24 protein-coding genes are annotated in these 23,447 nt (G+C 57.9%); 12 read left to right on the forward strand and 12 right to left on the reverse strand.

The window, feature by feature from the left end; translation table 11 throughout:
• Positions 1–50: 50 nt before the first annotated feature.
• The 3 genes from ACTH3D_RS02745 to ACTH3D_RS02755 all read right to left on the reverse strand — a co-directional run bounded on the left by ACTH3D_RS02745 (position 51) and on the right by ACTH3D_RS02755 (position 2,903).
• On the reverse strand, positions 51–347 hold the full coding sequence (locus ACTH3D_RS02745) for a hypothetical protein (RefSeq protein WP_441665006.1): 297 nt from the start codon (positions 345–347) through the stop codon (positions 51–53).
• A gap of 118 nt (positions 348–465) precedes the next feature.
• On the reverse strand, positions 466–1,320 hold the full coding sequence (locus ACTH3D_RS02750) for a hypothetical protein (protein ID WP_441665008.1): 855 nt from the start codon (positions 1,318–1,320) through the stop codon (positions 466–468).
• A 416-nt stretch (positions 1,321–1,736) separates the two neighbouring features.
• Positions 1,737–2,903, reverse strand: coding sequence for an iron-containing alcohol dehydrogenase (locus tag ACTH3D_RS02755; RefSeq protein WP_441665010.1), 1,167 nt, complete (start codon positions 2,901–2,903; stop codon positions 1,737–1,739).
• Positions 2,904–3,066: 163 nt separating this feature from the next.
• Here ACTH3D_RS02755 and ACTH3D_RS02760 point away from each other — a divergent pair, with 163 nt between their 5' ends.
• From ACTH3D_RS02760 to ruvX, 4 genes are all read left to right on the forward strand, one after another.
• A complete protein-coding gene (locus ACTH3D_RS02760) occupies positions 3,067–3,744 on the forward strand; it encodes a CvfB family protein (RefSeq protein ID WP_441665072.1) in 678 nt (225 codons plus the stop codon).
• 118 nt (positions 3,745–3,862) lie between these two features.
• Positions 3,863–4,831, forward strand: a complete 969-nt coding sequence (gene gshB, locus ACTH3D_RS02765) for a glutathione synthase (RefSeq protein WP_441665012.1) — start codon at positions 3,863–3,865, stop codon at positions 4,829–4,831.
• A 156-nt stretch (positions 4,832–4,987) separates the two neighbouring features.
• Complete coding sequence (locus ACTH3D_RS02770) at positions 4,988–5,545, forward strand: YqgE/AlgH family protein (RefSeq protein WP_441665014.1); 558 nt, start codon at positions 4,988–4,990, stop codon at positions 5,543–5,545.
• A gap of 27 nt (positions 5,546–5,572) precedes the next feature.
• On the forward strand, positions 5,573–6,016 hold the full coding sequence (gene ruvX / locus ACTH3D_RS02775) for a Holliday junction resolvase RuvX (RefSeq protein ID WP_441665016.1): 444 nt from the start codon (positions 5,573–5,575) through the stop codon (positions 6,014–6,016).
• Between the two features lie 6 nt (positions 6,017–6,022).
• Here ruvX and pyrB read toward each other — a convergent pair whose 3' ends face one another.
• Positions 6,023–7,054, reverse strand: coding sequence for an aspartate carbamoyltransferase (pyrB, locus tag ACTH3D_RS02780; protein ID WP_441665018.1), 1,032 nt, complete (start codon positions 7,052–7,054; stop codon positions 6,023–6,025).
• A gap of 309 nt (positions 7,055–7,363) precedes the next feature.
• Between pyrB and ACTH3D_RS02785 the strand changes: the two genes are divergently transcribed.
• A complete protein-coding gene (locus ACTH3D_RS02785; protein WP_441665020.1) occupies positions 7,364–7,747 on the forward strand; it encodes a Fur family transcriptional regulator in 384 nt (127 codons plus the stop codon).
• Positions 7,748–7,898: 151 nt separating this feature from the next.
• Here ACTH3D_RS02785 and ACTH3D_RS02790 read toward each other — a convergent pair whose 3' ends face one another.
• Positions 7,899–8,921, reverse strand: a complete 1,023-nt coding sequence (locus ACTH3D_RS02790; protein WP_441665022.1) for a zinc ABC transporter substrate-binding protein — start codon at positions 8,919–8,921, stop codon at positions 7,899–7,901.
• A 137-nt stretch (positions 8,922–9,058) separates the two neighbouring features.
• Between ACTH3D_RS02790 and ACTH3D_RS02795 the strand changes: the two genes are divergently transcribed.
• Positions 9,059–9,832 (forward strand): ATP-binding cassette domain-containing protein, encoded by a 774-nt coding sequence (locus tag ACTH3D_RS02795; protein ID WP_441665024.1) that lies wholly within the window; start codon positions 9,059–9,061, stop codon positions 9,830–9,832.
• The gene (locus ACTH3D_RS02800; RefSeq protein ID WP_441665026.1) at positions 9,832–10,659 is read left to right on the forward strand and encodes a metal ABC transporter permease; all 828 of its coding nucleotides are present in this window, start codon (positions 9,832–9,834) and stop codon (positions 10,657–10,659) included. Before ACTH3D_RS02795 ends, ACTH3D_RS02800 begins: the two co-directional genes overlap by 1 nt.
• A gap of 42 nt (positions 10,660–10,701) precedes the next feature.
• Here ACTH3D_RS02800 and folE2 read toward each other — a convergent pair whose 3' ends face one another.
• A complete protein-coding gene (gene folE2 / locus ACTH3D_RS02805; RefSeq protein ID WP_441665028.1) occupies positions 10,702–11,598 on the reverse strand; it encodes a GTP cyclohydrolase FolE2 in 897 nt (298 codons plus the stop codon).
• 528 nt (positions 11,599–12,126) lie between these two features.
• On the opposite strand from folE2, the gene ACTH3D_RS02810 reads away from it, so the two are divergent.
• Positions 12,127–12,810 carry an HAD family hydrolase gene (locus tag ACTH3D_RS02810; protein WP_441665030.1) on the forward strand — a complete coding sequence of 228 codons (684 nt, stop codon included), beginning with the start codon at positions 12,127–12,129 and terminating at the stop codon, positions 12,808–12,810.
• 158 nt (positions 12,811–12,968) lie between these two features.
• Entirely contained in the window at positions 12,969–13,343 is a 375-nt protein-coding gene (locus ACTH3D_RS02815; RefSeq protein ID WP_441665032.1) for a translation initiation factor Sui1, read from the forward strand.
• A 3-nt stretch (positions 13,344–13,346) separates the two neighbouring features.
• Here ACTH3D_RS02815 and ACTH3D_RS02820 read toward each other — a convergent pair whose 3' ends face one another.
• Positions 13,347–14,195: an NAD-dependent protein deacetylase gene (locus ACTH3D_RS02820; protein WP_441665034.1), complete on the reverse strand. Its 849-nt coding sequence runs from the start codon at positions 14,193–14,195 to the stop codon at positions 13,347–13,349.
• Between the two features lie 95 nt (positions 14,196–14,290).
• Between ACTH3D_RS02820 and ACTH3D_RS02825 the strand changes: the two genes are divergently transcribed.
• Complete coding sequence (locus ACTH3D_RS02825) at positions 14,291–15,184, forward strand: nuclease-related domain-containing protein (protein ID WP_441665036.1); 894 nt, start codon at positions 14,291–14,293, stop codon at positions 15,182–15,184.
• Positions 15,185–15,225: 41 nt separating this feature from the next.
• Here ACTH3D_RS02825 and ACTH3D_RS02830 read toward each other — a convergent pair whose 3' ends face one another.
• Entirely contained in the window at positions 15,226–15,996 is a 771-nt protein-coding gene (locus ACTH3D_RS02830; RefSeq protein WP_441665038.1) for a ribonuclease T2 family protein, read from the reverse strand.
• A 30-nt stretch (positions 15,997–16,026) separates the two neighbouring features.
• Positions 16,027–17,364, reverse strand: a complete 1,338-nt coding sequence (locus ACTH3D_RS02835; protein ID WP_441665040.1) for a deoxyguanosinetriphosphate triphosphohydrolase — start codon at positions 17,362–17,364, stop codon at positions 16,027–16,029.
• 200 nt (positions 17,365–17,564) lie between these two features.
• On the opposite strand from ACTH3D_RS02835, the gene ACTH3D_RS02840 reads away from it, so the two are divergent.
• Positions 17,565–19,379 carry an aminopeptidase P family protein gene (locus ACTH3D_RS02840; RefSeq protein ID WP_441665042.1) on the forward strand — a complete coding sequence of 605 codons (1,815 nt, stop codon included), beginning with the start codon at positions 17,565–17,567 and terminating at the stop codon, positions 19,377–19,379.
• 18 nt (positions 19,380–19,397) lie between these two features.
• Here ACTH3D_RS02840 and ntrC read toward each other — a convergent pair whose 3' ends face one another.
• The 3 genes from ntrC to ACTH3D_RS02855 all read right to left on the reverse strand — a co-directional run bounded on the left by ntrC (position 19,398) and on the right by ACTH3D_RS02855 (position 22,635).
• Entirely contained in the window at positions 19,398–20,828 is a 1,431-nt protein-coding gene (ntrC, locus tag ACTH3D_RS02845) for a nitrogen regulation protein NR(I) (RefSeq protein WP_441665044.1), read from the reverse strand.
• The gene (glnL, locus tag ACTH3D_RS02850; protein WP_441665046.1) at positions 20,821–21,867 is read right to left on the reverse strand and encodes a nitrogen regulation protein NR(II); all 1,047 of its coding nucleotides are present in this window, start codon (positions 21,865–21,867) and stop codon (positions 20,821–20,823) included. The genes ntrC and glnL overlap by 8 nt, the downstream gene beginning before the upstream one ends.
• Positions 21,868–21,963: 96 nt before the next feature.
• Entirely contained in the window at positions 21,964–22,635 is a 672-nt protein-coding gene (locus ACTH3D_RS02855; protein WP_441665048.1) for a DUF4124 domain-containing protein, read from the reverse strand.
• An 88-nt stretch (positions 22,636–22,723) separates the two neighbouring features.
• On the opposite strand from ACTH3D_RS02855, the gene ACTH3D_RS02860 reads away from it, so the two are divergent.
• Positions 22,724–23,437, forward strand: coding sequence for a ZIP family metal transporter (locus ACTH3D_RS02860; protein ID WP_441665050.1), 714 nt, complete (start codon positions 22,724–22,726; stop codon positions 23,435–23,437).
• Positions 23,438–23,447 lie beyond the last annotated feature (10 nt).

Below are 23,447 nucleotides of genomic sequence, written 5' to 3' on the forward strand. Positions count from 1 at the left end.
CGTGTCAGTTATCCTACATACATTATGCACGAAAACTTTCGGTTAGGCACTTAATCCCGCTTAAACGCATCAACCATACCAGTGTATCGAACTTCTGTTTGAGCAGGATCATCAAATAAATAGATAATCCAGAAATAGTTTTCAAGGATAGACCTGGAGAGAATATGAGTTATATAGCGTTCATCTACGCTAGCACTTTTGTCGCATTTGAAGCTTTCAAGAAGTGTTCCTGCAATAGAGTAAAAACGCAACGCTTCTTGGCCAAAGAAACCATTTACACCTCCTTGCGATGCAAGCTGTTCGATGGCAGACAACTCATTTTCAAGTTTTTTTAAATAGTCTTCCATAAGCTTCCTTCGAAATATACGCCGAAGCTCAGTTGCCGCCGGAACGGCCGGAGGCCGTGGAGGGAACCCAACGCGCGACAGCGCTTTGGGCGGTCAACTGCAGCGATTTGTTTAGCTGTCATCTTATAGAACCAGTAAGACTGCTGGACTGAACGGTTACCTTTAAACAGTGAGCTTTCGCCAACGCCTCCACAATAATTCTGTGTGCAGGAGCAACCTTCGGTCCTAGAACGATTTCGATATTCTCAAAGGCCGAGTCGTCGATATCCATGAAAAAATACTCATGATCAACTCCCTGAGTGAGGTCACTTAGCTCTTTAAGCATTAATGCCATGTAATCGTCATCGGATAACGATCCCTTCAAGCTTCTTGACGCCGCTGGGTGACAGTAAAGCCGAAAACGCCATTCTTTTTGAAATGACCAGACGGGTCTCTTGTACTTCGCTACTTCGAAAGGGCTGAGCACTGTCCTTTCGGATGCATCATCATACGAAACAAGGTTCTGATTTAAGAGCGTCTCATCTGAGGTATATTGGATTGGAAAAGGCCATTGATCTGCCTGGAAGCTAGGCGGCATAACAAAGTAGTCTTCACCATGCATTCGATCGTATGGCAAATAGGACTGAAGACTTATACGAGCCCCTTCTGGTGCGCCGCTAGTGTCGGCGATATGGATGAAACTAGGTACTTCGGACGGGTCGATAAAAAACTTCTTAAACAAATCCGTCGGAAGCTTGATACGAACTCCGCGCATGTCGGGAGTGTAAAGATTCCAAAGCGGAATCGACTCCTCTTCGTCCGAGGTCCAACAGCTTACGAAGAAAAATTTCCTCCAATCTACGGCGTCTTGTGATTGGCCTTCTGTGATGTCATCAAGCAGGTCTAGCCGTGAAAAACGAATCTGACGGGACTCAAGGATATGCGCAAGACCCTCGATACTTGTGTAATGGTATAGATAATCAGGCTTCTCCACATCTTTCCTCGATTTTAGCTAACAGGTATTAGACAGCGTGCTCGTTTATTGACTTGAACGAGCACGTGCGTTCAATAATCTTATGAAGCTAGCCTGCGCCTCTCTTAGCCTATTGAAAATGTTGGGAGTCATGTATAGCCCGGCCACATAACACCAGTCGCCACGCATGCTGCATATCCCCGATGAACGTGTTCGCTGCCTTTGCTATACAGTCGCTTTGGTGTGATTCCAGTCATGCCATAAGCTGTTTTTATCCTGCTCTAGTCCATTACAGCTAAATTAGCATTGTTGACCACTTAATCCCACGGTACGAAAGGCTGGTCTGGTCAATCATTGACCAGGCGCAACCAAAAACCGCCGTTTTCTCTGCTGTTGAGCATTAAAAGCGGCGGCTATCGATGGCGGGTTAGTTCAGCTTAGTCCTCTGCCCACAGCTGCTGGTAAATCTCGATGATCTCGTCGGTATCGGGTACGCGAGGGTTGTTGCCGGGTGAGCCGGAGGCCAGTGCCTGTTTGGCCATCTCTGGCAGCAGATCGAAGAAATGCTGGCGTTGGATGCCGAACTGTTCTGGCGTGGGTACCTGCAGTTCTTCATTAAGCGCTTTTAGTTCATCGAGCAGTTTATGGTTAGCGGTGTCGTCGCTGTCCTGTTCGCTGGCGATGCCGATGGCGCGGGCGCAGTCGGCGTAGCGCTCAGTGGCGGCGGGTATCGAGTAGGCGGTGACGCTGGGCAGCAGCATGGCGTTGGAGAGCCCGTGGGGCACGTGGAAGTGGGCGCCGATGGGGCGGCTCATGCCGTGTACCAGGGCCACCGAGGCGTTGGAGAATGCCACGCCAGCCAGGGTGGAGCCGAGCATCATGGCTTCGCGGGCTTCCTGGTCATTGCCGTCGTGGTAGGCGCGGCGCAGGTTCGGGCCGATTAGTCGCATGGCCGAGAGTGCCTGGCTGTCGCTGTAGGGGTTACGTTTCTTGCTGACGTAGGCTTCCATGGCGTGGGTCAGCGCATCGATGCCGGTATCGGCGGTGGTGCGCGGTGGCAGGCTCAAGGTCAGGCGGTAGTCGACCAGGGCCGCAACCGGCATGAAGCCCATGCCGACGCACAGCATTTTTTCATCGCTGGTTTCGTCGGTGATGATGGTGAAACGCGTGGCTTCAGAGCCAGTGCCTGCGGTGGTGGGGATGGCAATGATCGGCAGGCCTGCTTCATTAACCTGGCGCGGGAACTTGTAGTCGTGCATGTCACCGCCGTGGCTGGCGAGTATTGCGATGGCCTTGGCGCTGTCGATGGGGCTGCCGCCGCCCAGCGCGATCAGGCTGTCGTAGCTGCCGTTGCGCGCCATCTCCACGCCGGCCTGAATCGAGCCGACGGTGGGTTCCGGCACGGTATCATCAAACACGTCCACGGCAATTTTGTGTTCTCTAAGCATGTCCTGAAGCTGGCTGATGTAGCCGAGCTGGACCATCATTTTGTCGGTAATAATCAGTGGGCGCTGGCAGCCAAGGCTTTTCAGCACGGCGGGCAGCTCATGGCTGGCGTTGTCACCGACTTGCATAAGACGTGGCAGAATAATCTGGGTGGACATGGTGGCTCCGTTATTATTAATGATTGGGCTGTGCATGATGCCTTTGTATCTTGTTGCCCCGCCCCCATACTAGTGGAAACACGTTCATTTTCTGCGGAAACCGTTGATGTCTGACTTTCGTGATCGCCGTCCTGCCCGCGCTGGTGTCCCGCGCCGGGAGCCTATGCGCCGTGGGCGAGAGCCCAAAGCCGCTGTGGGCGATGTGGCTTATCTGCCGGTGGTGACGGTCAACAATACCGGCGCCTTCCTCGACTGGGGCCATGCCAGCGATGTGCTGCTGCCCTATGGCGAACAACAGTTCCGGCCCACCGTTGGTCGGCGTGTGCTGGTGCTGATCTATGAAGACGATCAGGGGCGTCCGGTGGCGACCCAGCGGCTGGATCGTCACCTGGTGGATGACGCCGTGGGGCTGAAGGCGGGCGATGAGGTAGCGCTGGTGATCGCTGAGCAGACCGACCTTGGCTACAAGGCGGCAGTGAATGGCCGCTTCTGGGGGTTGCTGTATCGCGACGATGTGACCCGGCCGCTGCGCCGTGGTCAGCGCGTTAAGGGGTACATCAAACGTGTGCGCGAGGAAGATGGCCGATTGGATCTATCGCTGCTGCCGTCTGGCTCGGCGCGGCTTGATGTGGTGGGCGATACGGTACTCAAAGCGCTGCGCGAGAGCGGCGGTTATCTGTCGCTGAGCGATGGCTCGCCGGCCGGCGAGATCAAGGCGCGTCTTGGTGTCAGCAAAGGCGCGTTCAAGCAGGCCATCGGCCGGCTGTACAAGCAGCAGCGCATTGTTATTGAGCCCGATGGCATCCGGCTGGCGGTGGATAGGTCATCGCACCCCGAATGAGGGTATGAATGAGGGTATGAGTGAGAGTGAGCGGCTAGAGCCGTTTTACGGGTGGCTGCATACTGCCCTCCAACGTATTTACTGACCGCGCCTCGGCGCGGTATTTGCGAGAGATACCATGAGCGAACGCACCCTGCGAATTGGTGTGGTGATGGATCCCATCGCCGACCTGAACTATAAGAAAGACACCAGCCTGGCCATGTTGTGGGCCGCCAGCGATCGTGGCTGGTCACTGCACTATATGGAGCAGGAGGATCTTTTCCTGCGCGATGGACGCGCTTATGCCCGGATGTGTGACCTTGAGGTCTATCGTGATCCGCAGCGCTGGTATTCCTTGGGTGAGCCCACGGCTCGGCCGCTGGCTGATCTGGACGTGATCCTGATGCGCAAGGACCCGCCGGTCGATGAGCACTTCCTCAATGCGGTCCACCTGCTCGGTTTTGCCGAGCGCGAGGGCGTGCTGGTGGTCAATCCGACCCGAGCGCTGCTGGAGTGCAACGAAAAGCTATTCGCTCAGCAGTTCCCGCAGTGCTGCGCGCCGACCCTGGTGTCCTGTCGTGCCAGCGAGCTGCGTGCTTTTCATGCAGAGCACAATGATGTGATCTTCAAGCCGCTGGACGGCATGGGCGGCAGTGGCATCTTCCATGTGGGGCCGGATGGCCGCAACCTGGGAGCGGTGCTGGAGATGCTCACCGATAATGGCAAACTCCAAATCATGGCCCAGCGCTATCTGCCTGAGATCAAGAACGGCGATACCCGCATTCTGCTGGTCGACGGCGAGCCAGTGCCTTACGGCCTAGCCAGGGTGCCGATGGCTGGCGAAACCCGCGGTAACCTGGCAGCTGGTGGCACCGGTGTCAGCCGCGAGCTGACCGATCGCGACCTGTGGCTGGTCGATCAGGTTAAACCGATGATTCGTGAGAAGGGCCTGATCTTTGTCGGCCTGGATGTCATTGGCGACTACATCACCGAGATCAATGTCACCAGCCCGACCTGCGTGCGCGAGATCGACGACCAGCGTGGCACCGACATTGCCAGCGATCTGATGGACGTCATTCGCCGCCTCTGCGACGGTCAGCAAACATAACCTACCCTCAGTCGCGTGGGTATAAGTGTTACAATCGACGCCAGACAAGAGCTGGAGAGGTTGCCATCGGCACCAGTGCCTAGATGGCCTCCAGCTCATTATTCCTGTTGGTAAGATATTCCCATACGGCGAGCAGTAGCCCTGCCGGAGAAGTCTATGCAAAGTCTGAAAAACCACTTCCTGATGGCAATGCCGCATCTGGAAGATTCCCAGTTTGCCGGGTCGCTTTGTTACCTTTGCGACCACGACGATAACGGCACCATGGGTGTGATGGTCAATCGCCCTCTGGAGCTGACCCTTGATTCGCTGCTGGAGCAACTGGATCTTGAGATTCACGATGCGTCTCAGCTCAGCGACCCGGTCTATTTTGGTGGCCCCGTACATAAAGACCGCGGGTTCATCCTGCACCGTGGCCTCAGCAGTGACTGGGACTCCAGCCTGCAGGTGAGTGAAGATATCGCCCTGACCACCTCCATGGATATCTTGCAGGCGCTTGCTAACGGCGAAGGGCCAGAGCATTTTCTGGTGTGCTTGGGTTGCTCGGGCTGGGAGCCCGGCCAGCTTGAGGACGAGCTCAAAGAAAACGCTTGGCTGACTGTGGAAGGCCGTGCTGACATTCTGTTTGAGCTGCCGCCAGAGCAGCGCTTGCATGCCAGTGCGGGTGCCCTGGGCGTTGACCTGAATCTGATGACCCGCGAAGCCGGGCACAGCTAGTGATAAACCGTTGATGAGTTGCCAATCATGCCCCGTACCGGCCAGCGTCTGATTCTCGGCTTCGACTTCGGCACTCGGCGTATTGGTGTCGCGGTAGCCAATGAACTGATCGGCAATGCCCGTGAGCTGGCGGCGCTGCCTGCACGGGACGGTATTCCCGACTGGCAGCAGGTAGCGGCACTGGTCAAGGAGTGGCAGCCGGATCTGTTTGTGGTGGGGCTGCCGCTCAATATGGACGACAGCGAAAGCGTGATGAGCACCCGTGCCCGCAAGTTTGGCAATCGGCTATACGGGCGTTTCGGCGTGGTCTGCGAGATGGCTGATGAACGTGGCTCAACCCGCGAGGCGAAGGCCATCGCTAAAGAAGCAGGGCATCGCGGCAACTATCGCGCTGAAAGCGTCGATGGGATTGCCGCGGTGCTGATTCTTGAGTCCTGGCTGGCGCGTCAGGAAGGGTTGCCGAGTGTTTGAGCGGTTTTAAAACGCCGCGTCGTCTACGCCGATGCGCTTCGGCACAAACCAGCGCACATCGCGCATGTCTTTTTCGATTTGATCTTCTACTTGCAACAAGTTGGCAAAGATCGCCATGCGCATAGGAATGCCGTTATCGGTCTGGCGGAAAATTGCCAGACGCGGGTCGCCGTTGAGGTCGATATCCAGATCGTTAGCTTCGGGGCGACTGTCGCGGGGCAGCGGGTGCATGACGATGGTGCTGTCATTGCAGCGCTGGTTGAGAAAAGCCAGATCAACGGTGTAATCCCGTGATAACACGCCGAAGCCTTCGCTCATTTCCTGGGTGAAGCGCTCCTTCTGGATACGCGTGGTGTAGACCACGTCCACATCCGAGAAGTCGCCGTTCAGGCTGTCACGCTCTTCTACCTGTAACCCGCGGGCACTGACGGTCTCGATCAGTGCTGAGGGCATCTCCAGCCCCGGCGGTGACACCAAAGTGATGCGCATTGGGCCGAAGAGCGACAGCAGTCGGATCAGCGAGTGCACGGTGCGGCCGTACTTCAGATCGCCGGTCAGCAGCACGTGGGCGCCGGCCAGCGTCTTGCCCAGTCGGGTGAATTCTTTGTCGATGGTGTAGATATCCAGCAGCGCCTGGCTGGGGTGCTCGCCGGGGCCGTCGCCGCCGTTGATCACCGGTACATTGGTGGCGCGGGCGAACTCGGCCACCGAGCCTTGATCAGGGTGGCGCATCACGATGGCATCGCAGTAGCCGCTCATGACCCGACTGGTGTCGTACAGGGACTCGCCCTTGGCCATGGACGAAAAGGTGAAACCAGTGGTGTCGCACACGGTGCCGCCCAGGCGGCAGAAGGCCGCGTTGAAGCTGACCCGGGTGCGGGTGCTAGCCTCGAAGAACAGATTACCGAGCACGGCGCCTTCCAGCACCCGCGTGATCTTGCGTCGCTGGGCGATGGGTTCCATGCGTTCGGCGACGCGGATCAAGTGGTCGACATCATCGCGGGACAGGGAATCGATGGAAAGCAGGTGGGAGCTCATCGCAGGCCTCGGCTGGCGGTTGATAACGCGCAATAGTGTACTCCGCGAGCGCCCCGGGTTCACGCCGTAGGTCGTGTTGTTATTCATATCGGTAGGTTAGGTGTTCAGCGCGGCATTGGAAGAGCCATTGCATGGAGGTGTCGGGGTAGCTAGTCTTTACCTCATGGTGATCGGACTTCTTGAATCGTTTTTTATCAGAATAGCTTGATTCTAAAAGAAAATGTTTCGCTGTTTTCTTTGCTTTGTAGACTGGTGTGTGGGGTGGTCTGCTGGAAATAATGGGGGCGAGGGTACAATGAGGAAAGGGTCATGACGCTAGCCAAAAAAGAGCAATTAGTGTTGGATACATTAAATGAAGGGGAAATGCCATTGGGCGCCTATGGGTTACTGGACCGGCTGCGTGGAGATGGGTTTAGTGCACCGGTTCAGGTATATCGTTCTCTGGAAAAGCTTCAAGCGCTCGGATTGGTTCATCGTCTTGAATCGCTCAATGCCTATACTGCCTGCAACTTATCTGGTGACTGTCTCGGCTCTGCTGCATTCGTTATTTGCGACGATTGCGGGGTCATCGATGAGTTAAATGATGCCGAGTTGCAGCGTGATCTAGCGAGCATGGCCAGTCGTCATGGTTTTACCTTGCGTAGATCGACGATCGAACTACATGGCACATGTACCCGCTGCGCTAAAGGTTAATCTTGTTCTCTTGACGCCAGCTTTCTGAGGTTGATGCAAATTCAAGCGCTATTATTTCTCGGGGTCAGGCTGATGCTGCTCAGTCTGGCCCCGAGATTATGGTGGATCAGCCTTTTGTCGTGGGCCAATGGTGTGATGTTTCAGTTAGTGCTTAGTGCTCATGTTGAGCGCAGCTTACTATCCCGTCAGCCAGCTGGTTTAGCAGCTGTGGATAGAGATTAGTATCGAGAGGAAGGCCGACGCCCAGTGGATCGATGACAATTGATGTCTCGATGCCGGTGTCCTCGAATACGATATCGATTAGCGCAGGGTTGAACTGCGGCTCTCGGAACACGCACTGGACACCTTGCTCAGTGACATATGTCTGGATTTCGCGAATACGCGACGGGCTGGGGTCTGAAGCATCACTGAGTGAAATTGCGCCTGCAGCCGGTACGTCGAAGCGGTTCTCGAAGTATTGGTAAGCATCATGAAATACGACAAAACGTGCATCATGAGTATCTGCCAAGCGATCATTCAGCGTATTGATCAGGGTTTCTAATTCAGCCTGTCCTTCCGCCGCATTCTGCTGGTAAGTCTCGGCGTTATCAGGGTCGGCATCGGCTAACGATTCGGCAATAGCCCCGAGCCAGACCTGGGCATTGACAGGATCGAGCCATCCATGGGGATCTATACCCTCGTGTTTATGGTCGTGTTCATCATGCTCGTGGTCATGGTCGTCATGCGCATGTTCATGGTGTGCATGGTCGTGTTCATGGTGTGCATGGTCGTGTTCATGCTCATGTTCATCGTGTTGATGTTCATGGGCATCAAACGTTGTCCCTTGGCGATATTCGAGTCGTTGTGTACCGGTAGTCTCCATTAGCTCTACTCTCATCGCTCCGTCAGCTAATGATTTCTGAGCCCTGACCAGCCATGGCGTTAGGTCGTCACTGACCCAAACGATGACATCGGCACGTGAAAGGGCTTCTGCTTCAGAAGGTCGCATGGAATAGCCGTGGGGTGAAGCTCCTGGCTGAACTATCAACTCGGGAGAGCCTAGCTCCCCCATCACTTGGTCGACCAGTGAATATACAGGTGGAATATCCACTGCCACGGTAGGCACCTCGGCAGCCGCGATAGCAGGAGCCATTAACCAGGGCAGGCAAAGTGGGCGTAGCAGTTTGTTTCTCATTATCCTTCTCCTATTTTGTGCAGACAGTGAATGAATCTATTGTGATAGTGTGTGTTATATTATAACATCCATAGCTTCGTCAACTGTGCCGATCTGGATGATTTCTGTCATCGACATGACAAAATTGGAGGGATGCCATGCCCCTGCTGTCGATCGATAACCTGCACGTCACTTTTGGAAGAAGCCGTATTCTTGAAGGCATCGATCTACATATCGATCCTGGTGAGATCGTCACTGTGGTTGGCCCCAATGGTTCTGGAAAGTCGACGCTGTTGCGGACCATCATTGGTGCTATACAGCCAGGTAGCGGCCGCTTGGTACGCCAGCCGGGCCTGATCATCGGTTACGTGCCTCAACGTTTGGCCATTGATGCCACGCTACCAATGACAGTGACGCGTTTTTTGAATTTGCCGCGTCGTCATCCAACACAGGTTGTGTGCCAAGCCTTGGAGCAAGCCGGTGTGCCAGGGTTGAGCCAACATCAGGTGACGGACCTTTCAGGAGGGCAGTTGCAGCGTATTCTGCTCGCTCGAGCACTATTAAATAAGCCCGACCTGTTGCTGCTTGACGAGGCAGCCCAAGGCCTCGATCACCGCGGTATGGCTGATTTTTATCGTCAGATCGAAAACGTGCGCCGAGACATGGGTTGTGCGGTGCTGATGGTCAGCCATGAGCTGCATGTGGTGATGCGGGCATCAGATCGCGTAATATGCCTGAATCGTCATGTTTGCTGCCAAGGAACGCCCGATCGGGTGCTTTCATCGCCAGCTTACCGAGAGCTATTCGGCTCTGATATCGCCGAAACGTTAGCGCTTTATCGTCATTATCACGATCAGTCACATCAGGTCTCTGCTGCCGGTGAGCCTCATCGGCGGGCGGCGGACGCTGACATCTTAAAGGTTCACCACTAATGCTTGATGACTTCCTAGTTCGCGCTACCTTGGCAGGCCTTGGTGTGGCGTTCGCTGCTGCGCCGCTGGGGTGCTTTGTGGTGTGGCGTCGCATGGCCTACTTCGGCGATGCTACCGCTCACGCGGCCATTCTTGGTGTAGCGTTGTCGCTGCTGCTATCTACGTCTGTTTTTGTAAGCGTTTTGGCAGTGTCACTAATAATGGCCGCGCTGGTTTCTCTGCTCAGCGAGCGGGGCTATGCCATGGATACTCTGCTCGGTGTTATGGCGCATTCGGCACTGGCTTTTGGTTTGGTAGCCGTGTCATTCCTTTCGGGGGTGCGTATCGACCTGATGGCTTACCTATTCGGCGATATCTTAGCCGTTAGCAAGGGGGATCTGGTGCTTATCGGCGGCGGCGCGTTATTAGTGGTGAGCCTAGTTGGGTGGCGTTGGTCGGCGTTGCTGACGGCAACTCTGAATGCTGACTTAGCTCGTGCTAGTGGTATTGACCCTAGGCGTGAACAGTTGGTGCTGACGCTGGCTCTAGCAGTGGTCGTGGCCGTGGCGCTCAAAGTGGTAGGCGCGCTGTTGATTGCTGCTCTACTGATTATTCCTGCTGCTGCAGCCCGTCCTTTTTGTCGCTCTCCAGAGGCTATGGCGCTGCTGGCTACGGTGGTTGGAGCCGCTTCGACCACTGGCGGCTTGCAGGCCGCCTACTGGCTTGATACTCCTACCGGCCCCACCATTGTCTGCCTAGCCGCGATCCTGTTTGCTTTATCTAGCCTGGTTTCGCAGATCAGACGCTGTAGCGCACGTACTGTGGCATCTTACGATACGTCTCTTTGAGTCCAGTGATGCGCTAGGCATTTTTTTGTTCTCAGGTCGTTATTACATTTCTTGCCAGTTCCACTGACTGCGTGCCACGGCGTCATGGGCATGCAGGCTCTCGGCATGCACCATTCGTAGAGAAAACCCTGTGATACTGGGTTGGTCGCGTAGGGCAGTATGCAGACGCCGGGCCGCATCTTCGCAGAACATTAGGTTTTGGCCGTTGGCTAAGGCAAAGGCCTGTTCGTCGATGCGCTTTACTGCGGTTTGCAGGGCTGTACCTAGGGCGTGTTCGATAGTGTCGACCAGTGTCAGTAACGGCAATTCTGTCGAGGTAGTATCTAGGCGCACGGAAAGATGTGCCTGGCTGCGTTGGCTATGGGGCGTTGCGAGGATGCTCTGGTCACTCCCCAGCCACGTGTGCACCGCATCGCGGGTCACGGTTATGTCGGCAAAATCATCGTAAAAGGCTTGTTGGATCAGTTGACGTGCTAATGCCGCTGAGCAGGGGCAGGTGGAGGAGTAGCCCACGCTCAGTTCGAGGGTGGCATGTAGTCCGAGGGTGTCACGATGGCAGCGTAGAGCGAAGGGGTAAGTCTTCCATCCCGATAGGGGGCTGATCAGCGCTTGACGGCGCAGTAGAGCCTCACCTTCGAGGTCGAGAAAAGCTTGTTGTGATAGCCCCTCATGGCTTGCTAAAAAGGTGTCAAGCACGGTGGCTATCAGCGGCAGCGCGAGCTCTTTTTGTTCTAAGTCGGCCAGAGCCAGATAAAGGCGTGACATGTGAATGCCGCGGGCAGCTGGATCATCAAGGCTGACGCCCGCGGAAGCGCGCCCAGAGATGGGTTGCCCGGCGACTTGGAGTGGCAGGGCGATGCCCTCCATGCCGACCCAGTTCAGTGCGCCAAGGTGTTCGGCAGACGCGGTGGCGATATCTTCTAGGGTGTTATGTTCCATGTAGGGCTCGCTTGAGCATGTCAGAGGAGTCGTTAGGTATCGGATTGGTGGTTCAGCAGTTTCCTGGCGGCATCAGTAGACGCTTTGCCGAGCCAGCGTTAAACGCAAAAAGGCGCACCATTCCCATTCTTAGGCAAATGAACAGGCGAGGTGTGCCTGACGTAAGGGATAGAGCGTTGATGTTATAACATAACACTTGGCGCTCTGCGAACCTAGCTGCGCGCCATCTGAGCAGGAAGGCCGCGATAGTTGATTTTGGTGGTAATGCTGGGCTGTTAGCTAGCATTGCTTAATTTGGCTAAGTCAGGTGTGAAAGCAATGACTGAACTGGTGGAAGAGTTGGCCTCGACACTAAGGTAGAGTGATTGTTGAAAGTCCAAATTGGGAGAAATTCAGAAGTGTTAGAGGGGGACATTTAAAAACACTGTTCACAAAATGCAAAATCTAGTCTTTAATGATCTGTATCACGATCAATGCCTGAAATGTTTTTGATACCAGCAATGCACCTTCATGCTGAGAGGTCTGCCAATGGTCCGCCCGCTTTGTCTGCTTTTCGATTGTGACGGCACCTTAGTCGACAGCGAACCGCTGTTGGCCGAAGAAATGGAGCACAGCCTCACCGAGGCGGGCTTGCCATTTCGGGCCAGCGATTACGTTGGTGAGTTTCGCGGTGCACGCTTTCGTCACATTGTGGCAACGCTGGAGGCGCGCTACGGCAGTGTTGATGCTGAGCGGCTCAGGATACTTGAGCAGCGTATGCGCGCCAACCTCGATCGCCGCTTGGCTGTTGATCTTGAAGTGATAGAAGGCGCTGCCGAGGCATTGGCGGCTCTTGCCGGGCATCCCATGGGCGTGGTTTCCAACGGGCCGCTGAGGAAGGTGCGTACCTCGCTGGGCGCCACTGCGCTGGAAAGTGCTTTTGGGAACAACCTGTTCAGCGCTTATGAGGTGGGCTGCTGGAAGCCTGATCCCGGCCTGTATCGGCACGCCGCCAGCAGGATGGGCTATCACCCGCAGGACTGTGTCGCCATTGATGACGCGCTGGTTGGCGTAAAGGCCGCGCTGGATGCGGGCTGCACTGTGGTGCACCTCAATCGCTTTCCCGATGCCGAGTCGACGCCCGACGGTGCCATCATGATTACCAGCATGTTTCAGCTGCCTACAGTAATCGCACGCCTGACCAATACTCGCCAGCTTCTGTCTTCTGGCTGAGTGCACTGCTGCTATCCTGATACCTTGTGCAGTTGCATGTGATTGAAGCATCTTATTGAACCAACATGTTGAGCCAATATATTGGATAAGGCGGCTGCCATCTGGCGGCCGTTACTGGTTTGATTATTCCTAATTAGCAGAAACAAAGGAGCTGGCACATGACATCAATGCAGGATCAGCTACGTGGTCTGGTCTATTCCACTGAACATGGCGATATCTGTCCTGAGTGCCGCGAATCCACCGGCCAATGCCGCTGTGCTGAAAATGCTGAGCAGCAGCGTTTGGCGGCACTGGACGGCATTGTGCGGTTACGGCGTGACACCAAGGGACGCAAAGGCAAGGGCGTTACGCTGATCGAAGGTGTGCCGCTGACCAGTGAGGAGCTCAAGGCGTTGGCCAAGGCACTCAAGAAGCGGTGTGGCACGGGAGGTGCCCTGAAAGACGGGGTGATCGAGATTCAGGGTGATCAGCGCGATGTGCTCAAGGTTGAGCTGGAACAGCGAGGTTATCGGGTCAGGCTCAGTGGTGGCTGACTGTCAGACCCGTTCGAGCGCCTCGAGCCCTTGCTCCAGCGAGACCAGTGCCGGTTCGGCGCTTTGGCTTACCTTGAGCTGGTAAAGGTCATCGGCCCGTGTGCGGCCTAGGTTCAGGCAGGCGATCGGTTTACTCTGCTGTACGGCTGCCCTGACAAAACGAAAGCCCGAGAAGACCATCAACGATGAACCCACGACCAGCAGACCGTTGCTATCGGCCAGCAGGTCCATGGCATCCTTGACGGTGCTGGCTGGCACGCTGTCACCGAAAAACACCACGTCGGGCTTCCATACGCCCGACTGGCACTGCTGGCAGGCCGGCACCTCAAAGCCACTGAAGTCGCGCTCCAGATCGGCGTCACCGTCGGGTCGTGGTGCGGCACTCAGTGTCAGCCAGTCAGGGTTACGCTCGGCGAGTTCAGCGTGCAGCTCATGGCGCAGGCGACGCATATCGCAGCCCATACAGCGCACCCTGTCGGCCCGCCCGTGAAGATCAATTACCCGCTTTGACCCCGCACGCTGGTGCAGGCCGTCCACGTTCTGGGTGATGATGCCGTTGATTAGCCCCCTGGCTTCCAGGCGTGCCAGCACCGCATGGGCTGTATTGGGGCGGGCCTGCTCCAGGGTGCGAAAGCCGACCAGCGCCCTGGCCCAATAGCGCTGGCGAGCACCGTGACTGCCCATGAACTCTTGATGTTGCATTGGCGGCGAGTGCTTCCAGTTGCCTTCGGCGTCGCGATAGTCCGGGATCCCACTGGCGGTACTAATGCCAGCACCGGTCAACACGGTCAGACGTGAATGACGCTGAACAAAGTCCAGCAAAGTATCGGGAGCAGACTGTGTTTGCGTCATGCGGGGCAGTCCTCGAGTCTTACCATAAGGGCGCGTGTCGCTTGGTCATGCAACCGGGCTAGAATACCCGTGTTCATGAACAAAGGCATGTAGCAATGGTCTGGCTTGAGTATCTTCTACCGCTGCTGTTTCTCTTTCCACTGGCTGCCACCGGCGTGGCTGTGCTTGCGCTGCGCCACCTGCTGAACAGCCAGCCGTTTTCTCCGTTCGACACCCAGCCACTCAAGGCGTCCGGGCAGACACTGCGAGAGCGTCTTGACCGGTCCTTTGTGAGCCTGTTCATTAATGGTGCGCTGGGGCCTGTGCTGATTCTGGCCCCGCTGGTCTACGGCATGGGGCGCATGCTATTTGCCACTCAGCAATTGTGGTTGGAGTGGGCAATGATCGGCGCGTTGACCAGCGTGCTGGCGCTGGTTTTCGGGCTGCGGCTGATTCGCGATTTCCAGAAAATCTCCCGCCTCAAGCTCGGGCTTTCCTGTGAGCTTGCCGTGGGTGAAGAGCTCAAGCGGCTGATTCGTCCTGAGTCGCATCCCTATGTGGTGTTTCAGGAGGTGCCTGGAAAGCTGCGCACTCTGGGCCATGTGGTTGTTACGCCATGCCGTGTATTTGTTATTGATACGCGCGCCAGAACGCCGGGAATCAGCCTAGATGGCGCGCCGCAAAACGTTGTCAGCGTAGAGCATCAGCGGCTACGTTTTGGCAGTTGGAACGAACGCCGTCCGATGAAAGAAGCCCTGCAGTCAACCCGCTGGTTGGCGGTGTGGCTGGAGCGTGAACTGTGCAAGGCTGTGCCGGTACAGGGTGTTCTGGTGCTGCCCGGTTGGCAGGTCGTCGGTGCCGAGTCTGAGACTGGACCGCGGGGCGAGCTGTGGGTGGTCAGCGGCGAAGGGTTGGCGCGTCAGCTCAGCAGTTGGCAGGGGCCAGAGATGGACCCAGCCACCCACCGTAAGGTGATTGCCGCGTTGCAGCGTCGTCTTGACTCGCGCTGATGTTTGGCTGACAGAATGAAAGAGTGAGTGGCTGTGCGGGCTCAGCCAGGATCTGGCAGGTTGATTTGTTTGCCACAGTTGCCACGATTCATGCGCATCAGGCTGTCGCGCGCAGGGAAGCGGGTCAGCTGGTTCGCATGAATGCCGATGCGCACTTCGGTCAGTGTGCGCTTGCCCCTTCCGCCACACGCCAGGTGGAGTGCTCGTCCAGTGCCACGGCCGAAAGCTTTTTCGAAGGCATCAATCAATGCGTTCCTGCCCACACTGCGCCCACTGTTATCGCGGACAAAGGCACCAAAAGCACTGTTGTTAACCGCCTCTACCAGCGCCACCGAGGTGTCGAAAATGTCTTCGGCGGTGATGCCAAGGCAGGCGGCGTGCTTGGCATATTGATAGCGGCCCAGGCAGCTGGCACGGCCTGGCATGCTGTAGTCGAGCTCATCGCTGAGCTTGCTGGAAAGCTCCAGTGATGGATGACGACAAAAGCTGCCGCTGGGGCGCGGTGACTCCAAGAAGCAGCCGTTTTTACGCCACTGGCCAGCCGTTACGCCGCGCTCGCGCAGCCGCTGCGGCAGGGAAGGCCATAGCCCATGGAGCACAAAGCCGTCGTCAGCCCCCTGAGACAACGAGACATTTTGGCACTCGCGTGGCGGGCGTGAGCGGCTTTCACAGAAGCCCCCGTGCCAGGTCAGGGCAAGGGTATAGCTATCAAACGCCTCGACCTGGATAGCGGGGATTTCTGCTATGGTAGAGACGCTGATAAACAGCGTGATCAGCAGTGTGATTAGGCGTTTCAACAAAAGCTCAGGCATGGTTTCTCTGCTCTGATGGTTTGTGGCACGTCAATAACCGCGCAAGCGTCCGCCCATCTCCTGGGCCAGGTCAACGGCGAAGTGATCGGTCATGCCGCCGATGAAGTCGAGCATGCGCCGGTAGCTGTCGTAGAGTGACCACGACGGCAGCGGGGTGTTTTCGCCAATCAGCGCCAGCACACGCTCATGTTTGAACGACGAGCTGCCGGTATGGTGCAGCTCGTGGGCCGCGCCGATGAATGCCTCCAGCAGAATGCCCAGGGTGGTGTAGGCGCCGATTTCCAGCTTGGCTTTGCGCTCGTTGCGGAAAATGCGCTCGCGGGCCAACTGTTTGGCGGCCTTCACGCCCCAGTCCAGGTCGGGATGACACAGCGCCAGCAGGTCCTGCTGCAGGCTGCCGCTGAGCAGCTCATGTTCGTGTTGGACGAACACATCACTGACGTCACTGACAGCACGCTCCATGGCAGCACCGCGCAGCGCGGCGATGCGTCGGCGCCGCGAGGCCCCCTGCTGCTGCATGGTGATGTAGTCTTCGGGTACGCCACCGGCAATCTGGGTTAGTACTTCTGCCACTTCGCCATAATCAAGAATTTCCATCTCCAGGCCATCTTCCAGGTCGAGCAGCGCATAACAGATGTCGTCGGCGGCTTCGACAAGCCACGCCAGCGGGTGGCGGCACCAGCGCTGCTGGCCCTGTGCGATCAGACCGAGACGATCGGCGAGCTCGGCCAGTAGCGGCGCTTCACTCTGATAGGCACCGAACTTGCCGGCCTTGCCGCCATGTTCGACCGTCCATGGGTATTTCAGCAGGGTGCCCAGGGTTGCCGTGGTCAGACGCATTCCACCGCGAAACTGGTTGTATTCGATCTGGGTGACGATGCGAAAGCCTTGGGCGTTGCCTTCGTAAGTTAGCAGGTCGCGGCGCTCACCTTCGGAAAGACCGTCGAGCAGGCCGCTGCCGTTGAGTTTTGCACTCTTGAACCAGTCGCGAATGGCATATTCGCCGGCATGCCCAAAGGGCGGGTTGCCGATATCGTGGGCCAGGCAGGCTGCCTGGACAATAACGCCCAGATCCGCCGGGCTGATGGTGTCAGGTAGGCGATGATTGAGTGCCTCGCCAACGCTCATGCCCAGCGAGCGCCCCACGCAGCCGACTTCCAGCGAGTGAGTCAGTCGCGTATGGATATGGTCGTTTTCGGTCAGCGGATGGACCTGCGTTTTACGGCCCAGGCGACGGAAAGACCCAGAAAACACAATGCGGTCGTGGTCCTTGTGAAAAGGACTGCGGCCAGGCTCTTCGGGGAGCGCATCCCGGGTGTCATGCAGCCGCGTTGGATCAAGCAAGCGCTGCCAGCTCATTTGCGTCATGCAGAGAATCTCCTTGAGACCTGTATTCTCGCAGTTACGGTGCCGCTAGCCTAGTCAGCCGCAATTGTTGCTTGCTGACCCTGCTGGACGCGATGATGACAGGTATGATCTGCCTATGCTGCACGCCCTCCGACTGTTTCAGGTTGCGGTAGTGCGGCTCCTCACTGTCCCGCCAGCGGGCAACGACTGGAGTGCTATAGATGAGTAACGATGCAACCTTTCCGGCGGCCCAGCGGCTTGCCGGTCTGCGCAAGGCCATGCAGAAGCACGATATGGACGCCTGGTGGCTACCGTCTTCTGACCCACACAGCTCAGAATATCTTCCGGAGCATTGGGCTGGGCGTGCCTGGTTGTCGGGTTTTGATGGCTCGGTGGGCACCCTGGTCATCACCCGGCAAGAAGCAGGGCTGTGGGTAGACAGCCGCTACTGGGAGCAGGCCGAGGCCCAGCTGGCCGGTAGCGGCATTGCATTGATGAAGCTGCAGCCGGGCCAGCCGGATGCGCCAATGCGCTGGCTGGCTGAGTCGCTGGAAGAGGGGCAGTGCGTTGGGTTTGATCCGGCGGTGGTATCGCTGGCCACGGCGCGCAAGCTGGCCGATCATCTGGCGCCAGCGGGAATTCGCCGTCGTCATGGCCCTGACCTGCTGAATACCATTTGGCCGCAGCGCCCGGCGCTTCCCGAGGCGCCGGTGTATGTCCATGCTCAGGACTGGCTGGATGAGACGCGTAGCGCGCGCCTGGCTCGGATACGTGACGCCATGGCCGAAAAAAATGCTGACTGTCACCTGGTCTCTACGCTTGATGATATTGCTTGGCTGACCCAGCTGCGTGGCAGTGATGTGCAGTTCAACCCGGTATTCCTGTCGCACCTGCTGATCGGCCAGCACAGTGCCACTCTGTTTGTGACGCCTGGCAAGCTGGATGCTTCGACCATTTCAGCGCTGGGTGCCGATGGCATTGACGTGGCTGATTACGCTGACTGGGCGGCCCGGCTGGGCGAGCTAGCTTCGACGTCACGCATCCTGCTTGACCCGGCGCGCATCTCACTGGCAACCCGTCAGGCCTTGCCCGAAGGCGCAGCCCTGTGTGAAGCATTCCAGCCCAGCACGCTCGCCAAGGGCTGCAAAAGCGATATTGAGCTTGCTCATGTGCGTCGTACCATGGAAGAAGACGGGGCGGCACTGTGCGAGTTCTTTGCCTGGCTTGAAGCCGCGCTTGAGCGTGGTGACACCTTGACAGAGCTTGATGTGGATGAACATCTCACCGCAGCCCGTGCGCGGCGGCCGCACTTCGTCAGCCGCAGCTTCGCCACCATCGCCGGTTTCAACGCCAATGGGGCACTGCCCCACTACCGTGCTACCGAAGAGGCGCATTCCAGAATTCACGGTAATGGGCTGCTGCTGATCGACTCCGGCGGCCAGTATCTTGGCGGCACCACGGATATTACCCGAGTGATTCCGGTGGGTGAGCTCAGTGACCTGCAGCGCGAGGACTACACCCTAGTGCTTAAGGGCACCATTTCACTCTCGCAAGCGCACTTTCCGCGCGGCATTCCCGGGCCTCAACTGGATGCCATCGCCCGTGCGCCGCTGTGGGCTACCGGGCGGGACTACGGTCATGGCACTGGCCATGGCGTAGGCTACTTCCTGAATGTACACGAAGGCCCTCAGGTAATTTCCTGGCATGCTCCGGTAACGCCCCAGGGTGCCATGCAGTCAGGCATGATTACCTCCATTGAGCCGGGCCTCTATCGCCCGGGTGGGTGGGGGATCCGTATCGAGAACCTGGCTGTCAACCGCCCGTCTGATGACAGCCCGTTCGGCGACTTCCTGCACTTTGAAACCCTGACCCTGTGCCCCATCGATACCCGCCCCATTAAGGCCGAGCTGCTCAGCGATGCCGAAATTGTCTGGCTCAACGCCTACCACGCAGAGGTGAGGGAGCGGCTGGCGCCTAAGCTTGAGGGTGACGCCCTGGCGTGGCTTGAAAAGCGTACCCAGCTGTTGGGCGGTTAGAGAGTTTGCCGGACAGCGTTAATCGTCTGACAGCTCCGGCAGCAACACCTTGAGCTTGCGGCTCAGGGTGTTGCGCCCCCATCCGAGCCGCTCGGCGGCTTCGCCCCTGCGTCCGTCGGTATGTTTAAGCGTAGTGCGGATCAGAATACGTTCGACGTCCGCTACCGCTTGGTGCAGCAGCTGATCCTGGCCCGTGGCCAGTGCTTGCTCAGCCCAGTCGCCAAACACTTGCCGCCAGTTGTTAGGTGCTGCCGCCACGGTGGCGCTTGCTGACGGGCTGCTGTCTTTTTCCAAAAGCTCTGGCGGAAAATCTTCAACCAGAATCTCACGGCCCGAGGCCATGACGGTGAGCCAGCGGCAGGTGTTTTCCAGTTGGCGCACGTTGCCGGGCCAGCACATCTGGGTGAGTTTGAGCTCGGCGGCCTCGGTAAGCACTTTGGTTTCAGTGGCGAGTTCGCGGGCGGCCTCACTCAGGAAGTGTCGGGTGAGCAGTGGGATGTCCTCGCGGCGTTCGGCCAGAGAAGGTAGGCGCACACGGATGACGTTGAGGCGGTGGAACAGGTCTTCGCGAAAGAGGCCTTCGCTAACTCGTGTCTCAAGATTCTGGTGCGTGGCGGCGATGATGCGCACGTCGACCTGAACCGGAAGGTGGCCACCAACTCGATAGAACTCACCGTCGGCCAGTACCCGCAGCAGCCGGGTCTGGGTTTCAGCAGGCATGTCGCCGATTTCATCGAGAAACAGTGTGCCGCCGTTGGCCTGTTCGAAGCGTCCCTGACGCAGGGTAGTGGCGCCAGTGAAGGCGCCTTTTTCATGGCCGAACAGCTCTGACTCGATTAGGTCGCGGGGAATCGCTGCCATGTTCAGCGCGATGAACGGCTGGCTTGCGCGAGGGCTGTGCTGGTGCAGTGCCTTGGCTACGCGCTCTTTGCCGGTACCCGACTCGCCGTTGATCAGCACCGTGATATGCGACTGCGAGAGGCGGCCGATGGCGCGAAATACCTCCTGCATGGCCGGAGCCGCGCCGATGATCTCGGCGTCCTGGCCTTCGGGAGCCACCAGCGGCCGTTTGCGCTCCCGGGCATGGGCTACAGCACGGCGCACCAGTGCCAGGGCGTCGTCCACGTCGAATGGCTTGGGCAGGTACTCGAAGGCGCCGCCCTGGTAGGAGGCCACTGCACTATCGAGGTCGGAGTGGGCGGTCATCACGATGACCGGTAGCTCGGGCTGGGCTTCGCGCACCCGAGCCAGCAGGTCGAGGCCGTTGATGCCGGGCATGCGAATATCGGTGAGCAGCACATCCGGGGGGTCGGTCAGCAGCCGGGTCAGTGCGGCTTCGGCACGGTCTACGCACTCGACGTTTAGGTCCGGTTTATCCAGCGCGCGCTCCAGCACCCAGCGGATGGTGCGGTCGTCATCAACGACCAGTACGCGGGCGGCATCAGTCATGGGGTGTCTCCAGGGGAATCAGCAGACGAAACTCGGTGTGACCGGGGCGCGACTCGTATTCGACCAGCCCTTGGTGCTGGTGAAGGATCGACTGGGCAATGGATAGCCCCAGGCCGCTTCCCTCGGCGCGGCCAGACACCATCGGATAGAACAGTGTCTCTTCAAAGCCACTGGCAATGCCCGGACCGTTGTCGATGATGGCTATCTTGCAGACCAGGCGGTGACGTTTGGCACCTAGCGTGAACTGGCGGCGTGCCCGGGTACGCAGCACCAGCTCGGGCTGTTGTGTGGCGCCTTCGGTCATGGCCTGAGCGGCATTACGCATCACATTGAGCACCGCCTGGATCAGCTGGGCTTCATCGCCGTGCAGTTCCGGAAGGCTCGGGTCGTAGTCGCGAACGATGTGGATGCCGGGATATTCCGCAGCCAGTAGGGCAGCCACGCGCTCCAGCACACGATGAATGTTCAGCGTGCTGTGACGAGCAAGGCGGTTGGGGCCGAGCATTGAGTCAACCAGATCGCGAAGCCGATCCGCCTCTTCAATGATAATGCGGGTGAACTCGGTTTGGGCAGGATCTTTGAGGTCACGTTCGAGTAGCTGGGCTGCGCCACGAATGCCGCCGAGCGGGTTCTTGACCTCGTGGGCCAGTCCGCGAGTTAGTACTTTGATGGTTTCCTGGCGCGACTGCAGCGCTTCTTCGCGAGAAATTCGCAGCAGTCGATCCCGCGGCTCCACCTCCAGCAGCAGTTCCTGCCCACTGATGGGCGAGGCGGTGTAGTCGACCGTCAGGCTGTCACCGGTGGCAAGCGTCAAGCGCGCTTCGCGCTGGGTAAAGGGGTGGGATTCCCGCAATGCCCGGGTAAGTCGCTCGCCAACCTCATTGTCGGTATCAATCAACTCAAGTAGTGCCTGACCGCTTACCCGGGCAAGGCTTAGTGCCAGTAGCGCCTCAGCGGCTGGATTCATCCACTGCAGCCGCAACTGGTCGTCGAGCAGCAGTACGGCGGTGGTCATGTGCTCTATTAGGCGCTGGTACATGCCTTGGTGTATGGTCCCGGGATGTCGTGGCTCGAGTTATTGCGCAGGTTAGGCTGAGCGTTTAGTAATACCTGAACATTTGGCGTTGGTATATGCCTAGTTGCTGGGCTCGTTGAATAGGCCGCCCGAATTATTGATGTTACTGCGATTGTTGGGATTACGCAGCATATTGATACTGGCGCGTTGGACGTGGATTATCTGCGCCGGCGTGCGGTGGCGCACTGTGCCGGAGGCATCGATCAGTTCGGCCTGTAGTTGATGCGAGCCACGGTTAAGGTTCGACAGTATGAAGGTGGTGGTGTGCATGGCGCTCTGGCTGATCTGGCCGTCCAGTAGCAGGCGCACCCGGTGGTCCTTGCGCAAGGCTGGCTGGATATTCAGCAATACCTGAGCATTGCCAGCCGCGCCCAGGGGTAAGGTCTGACTGTTGACCGGTGTACTGATGGAGAAGGTGTCGTAAGGCATGAACGGCAAGCCCGGGCGCGTGGGTGACTGACCAGGCTCAGATTCAGGCCCAGAGCCAGACCCAGACACAGGCTGTAAAGCCACAGCGGCGGGTGCTACCTGCTGTGGTGCCATGGCGGGAAGCAGCGGTAGCGGTGGGAGATGAATCTGTTTGCCACCATGCCCAGGGTGGTCGGTAAAGGTGACATTGCCGTGCCTGTCGATCGTTTGGTAAATGCTCTGGGCCTGGGCTTCCTGCATTGCTTGTGTGGCCGCAAAACCCAGTGAAAGCAGTAGCGTCAGTGGTTTAATCCTGTGGTTCACCCGAGACCCTCCGTGGTCAAACAGTGCTTTTTGGATGATGTATTAGCAGTATAGTCGCTTGGCGTAGGCAGATAGGGGGGAGTAACCCATGGAAAGTTGGCACACGGTTATTTTGTTGACACTGATGGCTGGCATGGCCATGCCGCTGGGTGGCTGGCTGTCGGGTATCGGCAGGTTGGGGCCGGTCTGGCTGGATAGTGAGCTGCGTCACGGCATCGTCGCCTTCGGTGGCGGTGCGTTATTGTCAGCGGTGGCGTTAGTGCTGGTGCCGGAGGGTTCCGCCAAGCTTGAGATGCCGCTTGCCGTAGGTTGCCTGTTGGCCGGTGGGTTGGGCTTCATGGGGCTGGATGTGTGGCTTCAGCGCAGCGGCACCCAGGCTAGTCAACTGGCGGCCATGCTGGCCGACTTCGTGCCTGAAGCGTTGGCTCTGGGCGCGGCCTTTGCATTGAGCGGCGAGGGTGGTGTGCTGTTGGCCGCCTTGATGGCGTTACAGAATCTGCCTGAGGGCTTCAGTGCTATTCAGGAGCTGGGGCACTCCACGCACTACAGCAGGCGTCGGCTGCTGCTGACGTTTACAGGCATGGCATTGCTTGGGCCGGTAGCCGGACTAAGTGGCCTGTTCTGGCTATCGCATTACCCCCAGGTAGTGTCGGGCATTATGCTGTTTGCCGCAGGCGGAATCCTCTATTCACTCTTTCAGGATCTGGCGCCCGAGGCGCGGCTTGACCAGCACTGGGCGCCACCACTGGGGGCAGTGTTGGGCTTTGCTCTTGGGCTTGGCGGAGACATGCTGATTAACTGAACATGGAGAG

This window comes from Halomonas sp. (genome assembly GCF_052095765.1).
GTDB lineage: Bacteria > Pseudomonadota > Gammaproteobacteria > Pseudomonadales > Halomonadaceae > Halomonas.

Coding starts and splice junctions, on each gene's coding strand:
- ACTH3D_RS02745 (WP_441665006.1), bottom strand. CDS start 347: ATGGAAGACTATTTAAAAAAACTTGAAAATGAGTTGTCTGCCATCGAA.
- ACTH3D_RS02755 (WP_441665010.1), bottom strand. CDS start 2,903: ATGTCCACCCAGATTATTCTGCCACGTCTTATGCAAGTCGGTGACAAC.
- ACTH3D_RS02760 (WP_441665072.1), top strand. CDS start 3,067: ATGCGCCGTGGGCGAGAGCCCAAAGCCGCTGTGGGCGATGTGGCTTAT.
- gshB (WP_441665012.1), top strand. CDS start 3,863: ATGAGCGAACGCACCCTGCGAATTGGTGTGGTGATGGATCCCATCGCC.
- ACTH3D_RS02770 (WP_441665014.1), top strand. CDS start 4,988: ATGCAAAGTCTGAAAAACCACTTCCTGATGGCAATGCCGCATCTGGAA.
- ruvX (WP_441665016.1), top strand. CDS start 5,573: ATGCCCCGTACCGGCCAGCGTCTGATTCTCGGCTTCGACTTCGGCACT.
- pyrB (WP_441665018.1), bottom strand. CDS start 7,054: ATGAGCTCCCACCTGCTTTCCATCGATTCCCTGTCCCGCGATGATGTC.
- ACTH3D_RS02785 (WP_441665020.1), top strand. CDS start 7,364: ATGACGCTAGCCAAAAAAGAGCAATTAGTGTTGGATACATTAAATGAA.
- ACTH3D_RS02790 (WP_441665022.1), bottom strand. CDS start 8,921: ATGAGAAACAAACTGCTACGCCCACTTTGCCTGCCCTGGTTAATGGCT.
- ACTH3D_RS02795 (WP_441665024.1), top strand. CDS start 9,059: ATGCCCCTGCTGTCGATCGATAACCTGCACGTCACTTTTGGAAGAAGC.
- ACTH3D_RS02800 (WP_441665026.1), top strand. CDS start 9,832: ATGCTTGATGACTTCCTAGTTCGCGCTACCTTGGCAGGCCTTGGTGTG.
- folE2 (WP_441665028.1), bottom strand. CDS start 11,598: ATGGAACATAACACCCTAGAAGATATCGCCACCGCGTCTGCCGAACAC.
- ACTH3D_RS02810 (WP_441665030.1), top strand. CDS start 12,127: ATGGTCCGCCCGCTTTGTCTGCTTTTCGATTGTGACGGCACCTTAGTC.
- ACTH3D_RS02815 (WP_441665032.1), top strand. CDS start 12,969: ATGACATCAATGCAGGATCAGCTACGTGGTCTGGTCTATTCCACTGAA.
- ACTH3D_RS02820 (WP_441665034.1), bottom strand. CDS start 14,195: ATGACGCAAACACAGTCTGCTCCCGATACTTTGCTGGACTTTGTTCAG.
- ACTH3D_RS02825 (WP_441665036.1), top strand. CDS start 14,291: ATGGTCTGGCTTGAGTATCTTCTACCGCTGCTGTTTCTCTTTCCACTG.
- ACTH3D_RS02830 (WP_441665038.1), bottom strand. CDS start 15,996: ATGCCTGAGCTTTTGTTGAAACGCCTAATCACACTGCTGATCACGCTG.
- ACTH3D_RS02835 (WP_441665040.1), bottom strand. CDS start 17,364: ATGACGCAAATGAGCTGGCAGCGCTTGCTTGATCCAACGCGGCTGCAT.
- ACTH3D_RS02840 (WP_441665042.1), top strand. CDS start 17,565: ATGAGTAACGATGCAACCTTTCCGGCGGCCCAGCGGCTTGCCGGTCTG.
- ntrC (WP_441665044.1), bottom strand. CDS start 20,828: ATGACTGATGCCGCCCGCGTACTGGTCGTTGATGACGACCGCACCATC.
- glnL (WP_441665046.1), bottom strand. CDS start 21,867: ATGTACCAGCGCCTAATAGAGCACATGACCACCGCCGTACTGCTGCTC.
- ACTH3D_RS02860 (WP_441665050.1), top strand. CDS start 22,724: ATGGAAAGTTGGCACACGGTTATTTTGTTGACACTGATGGCTGGCATG.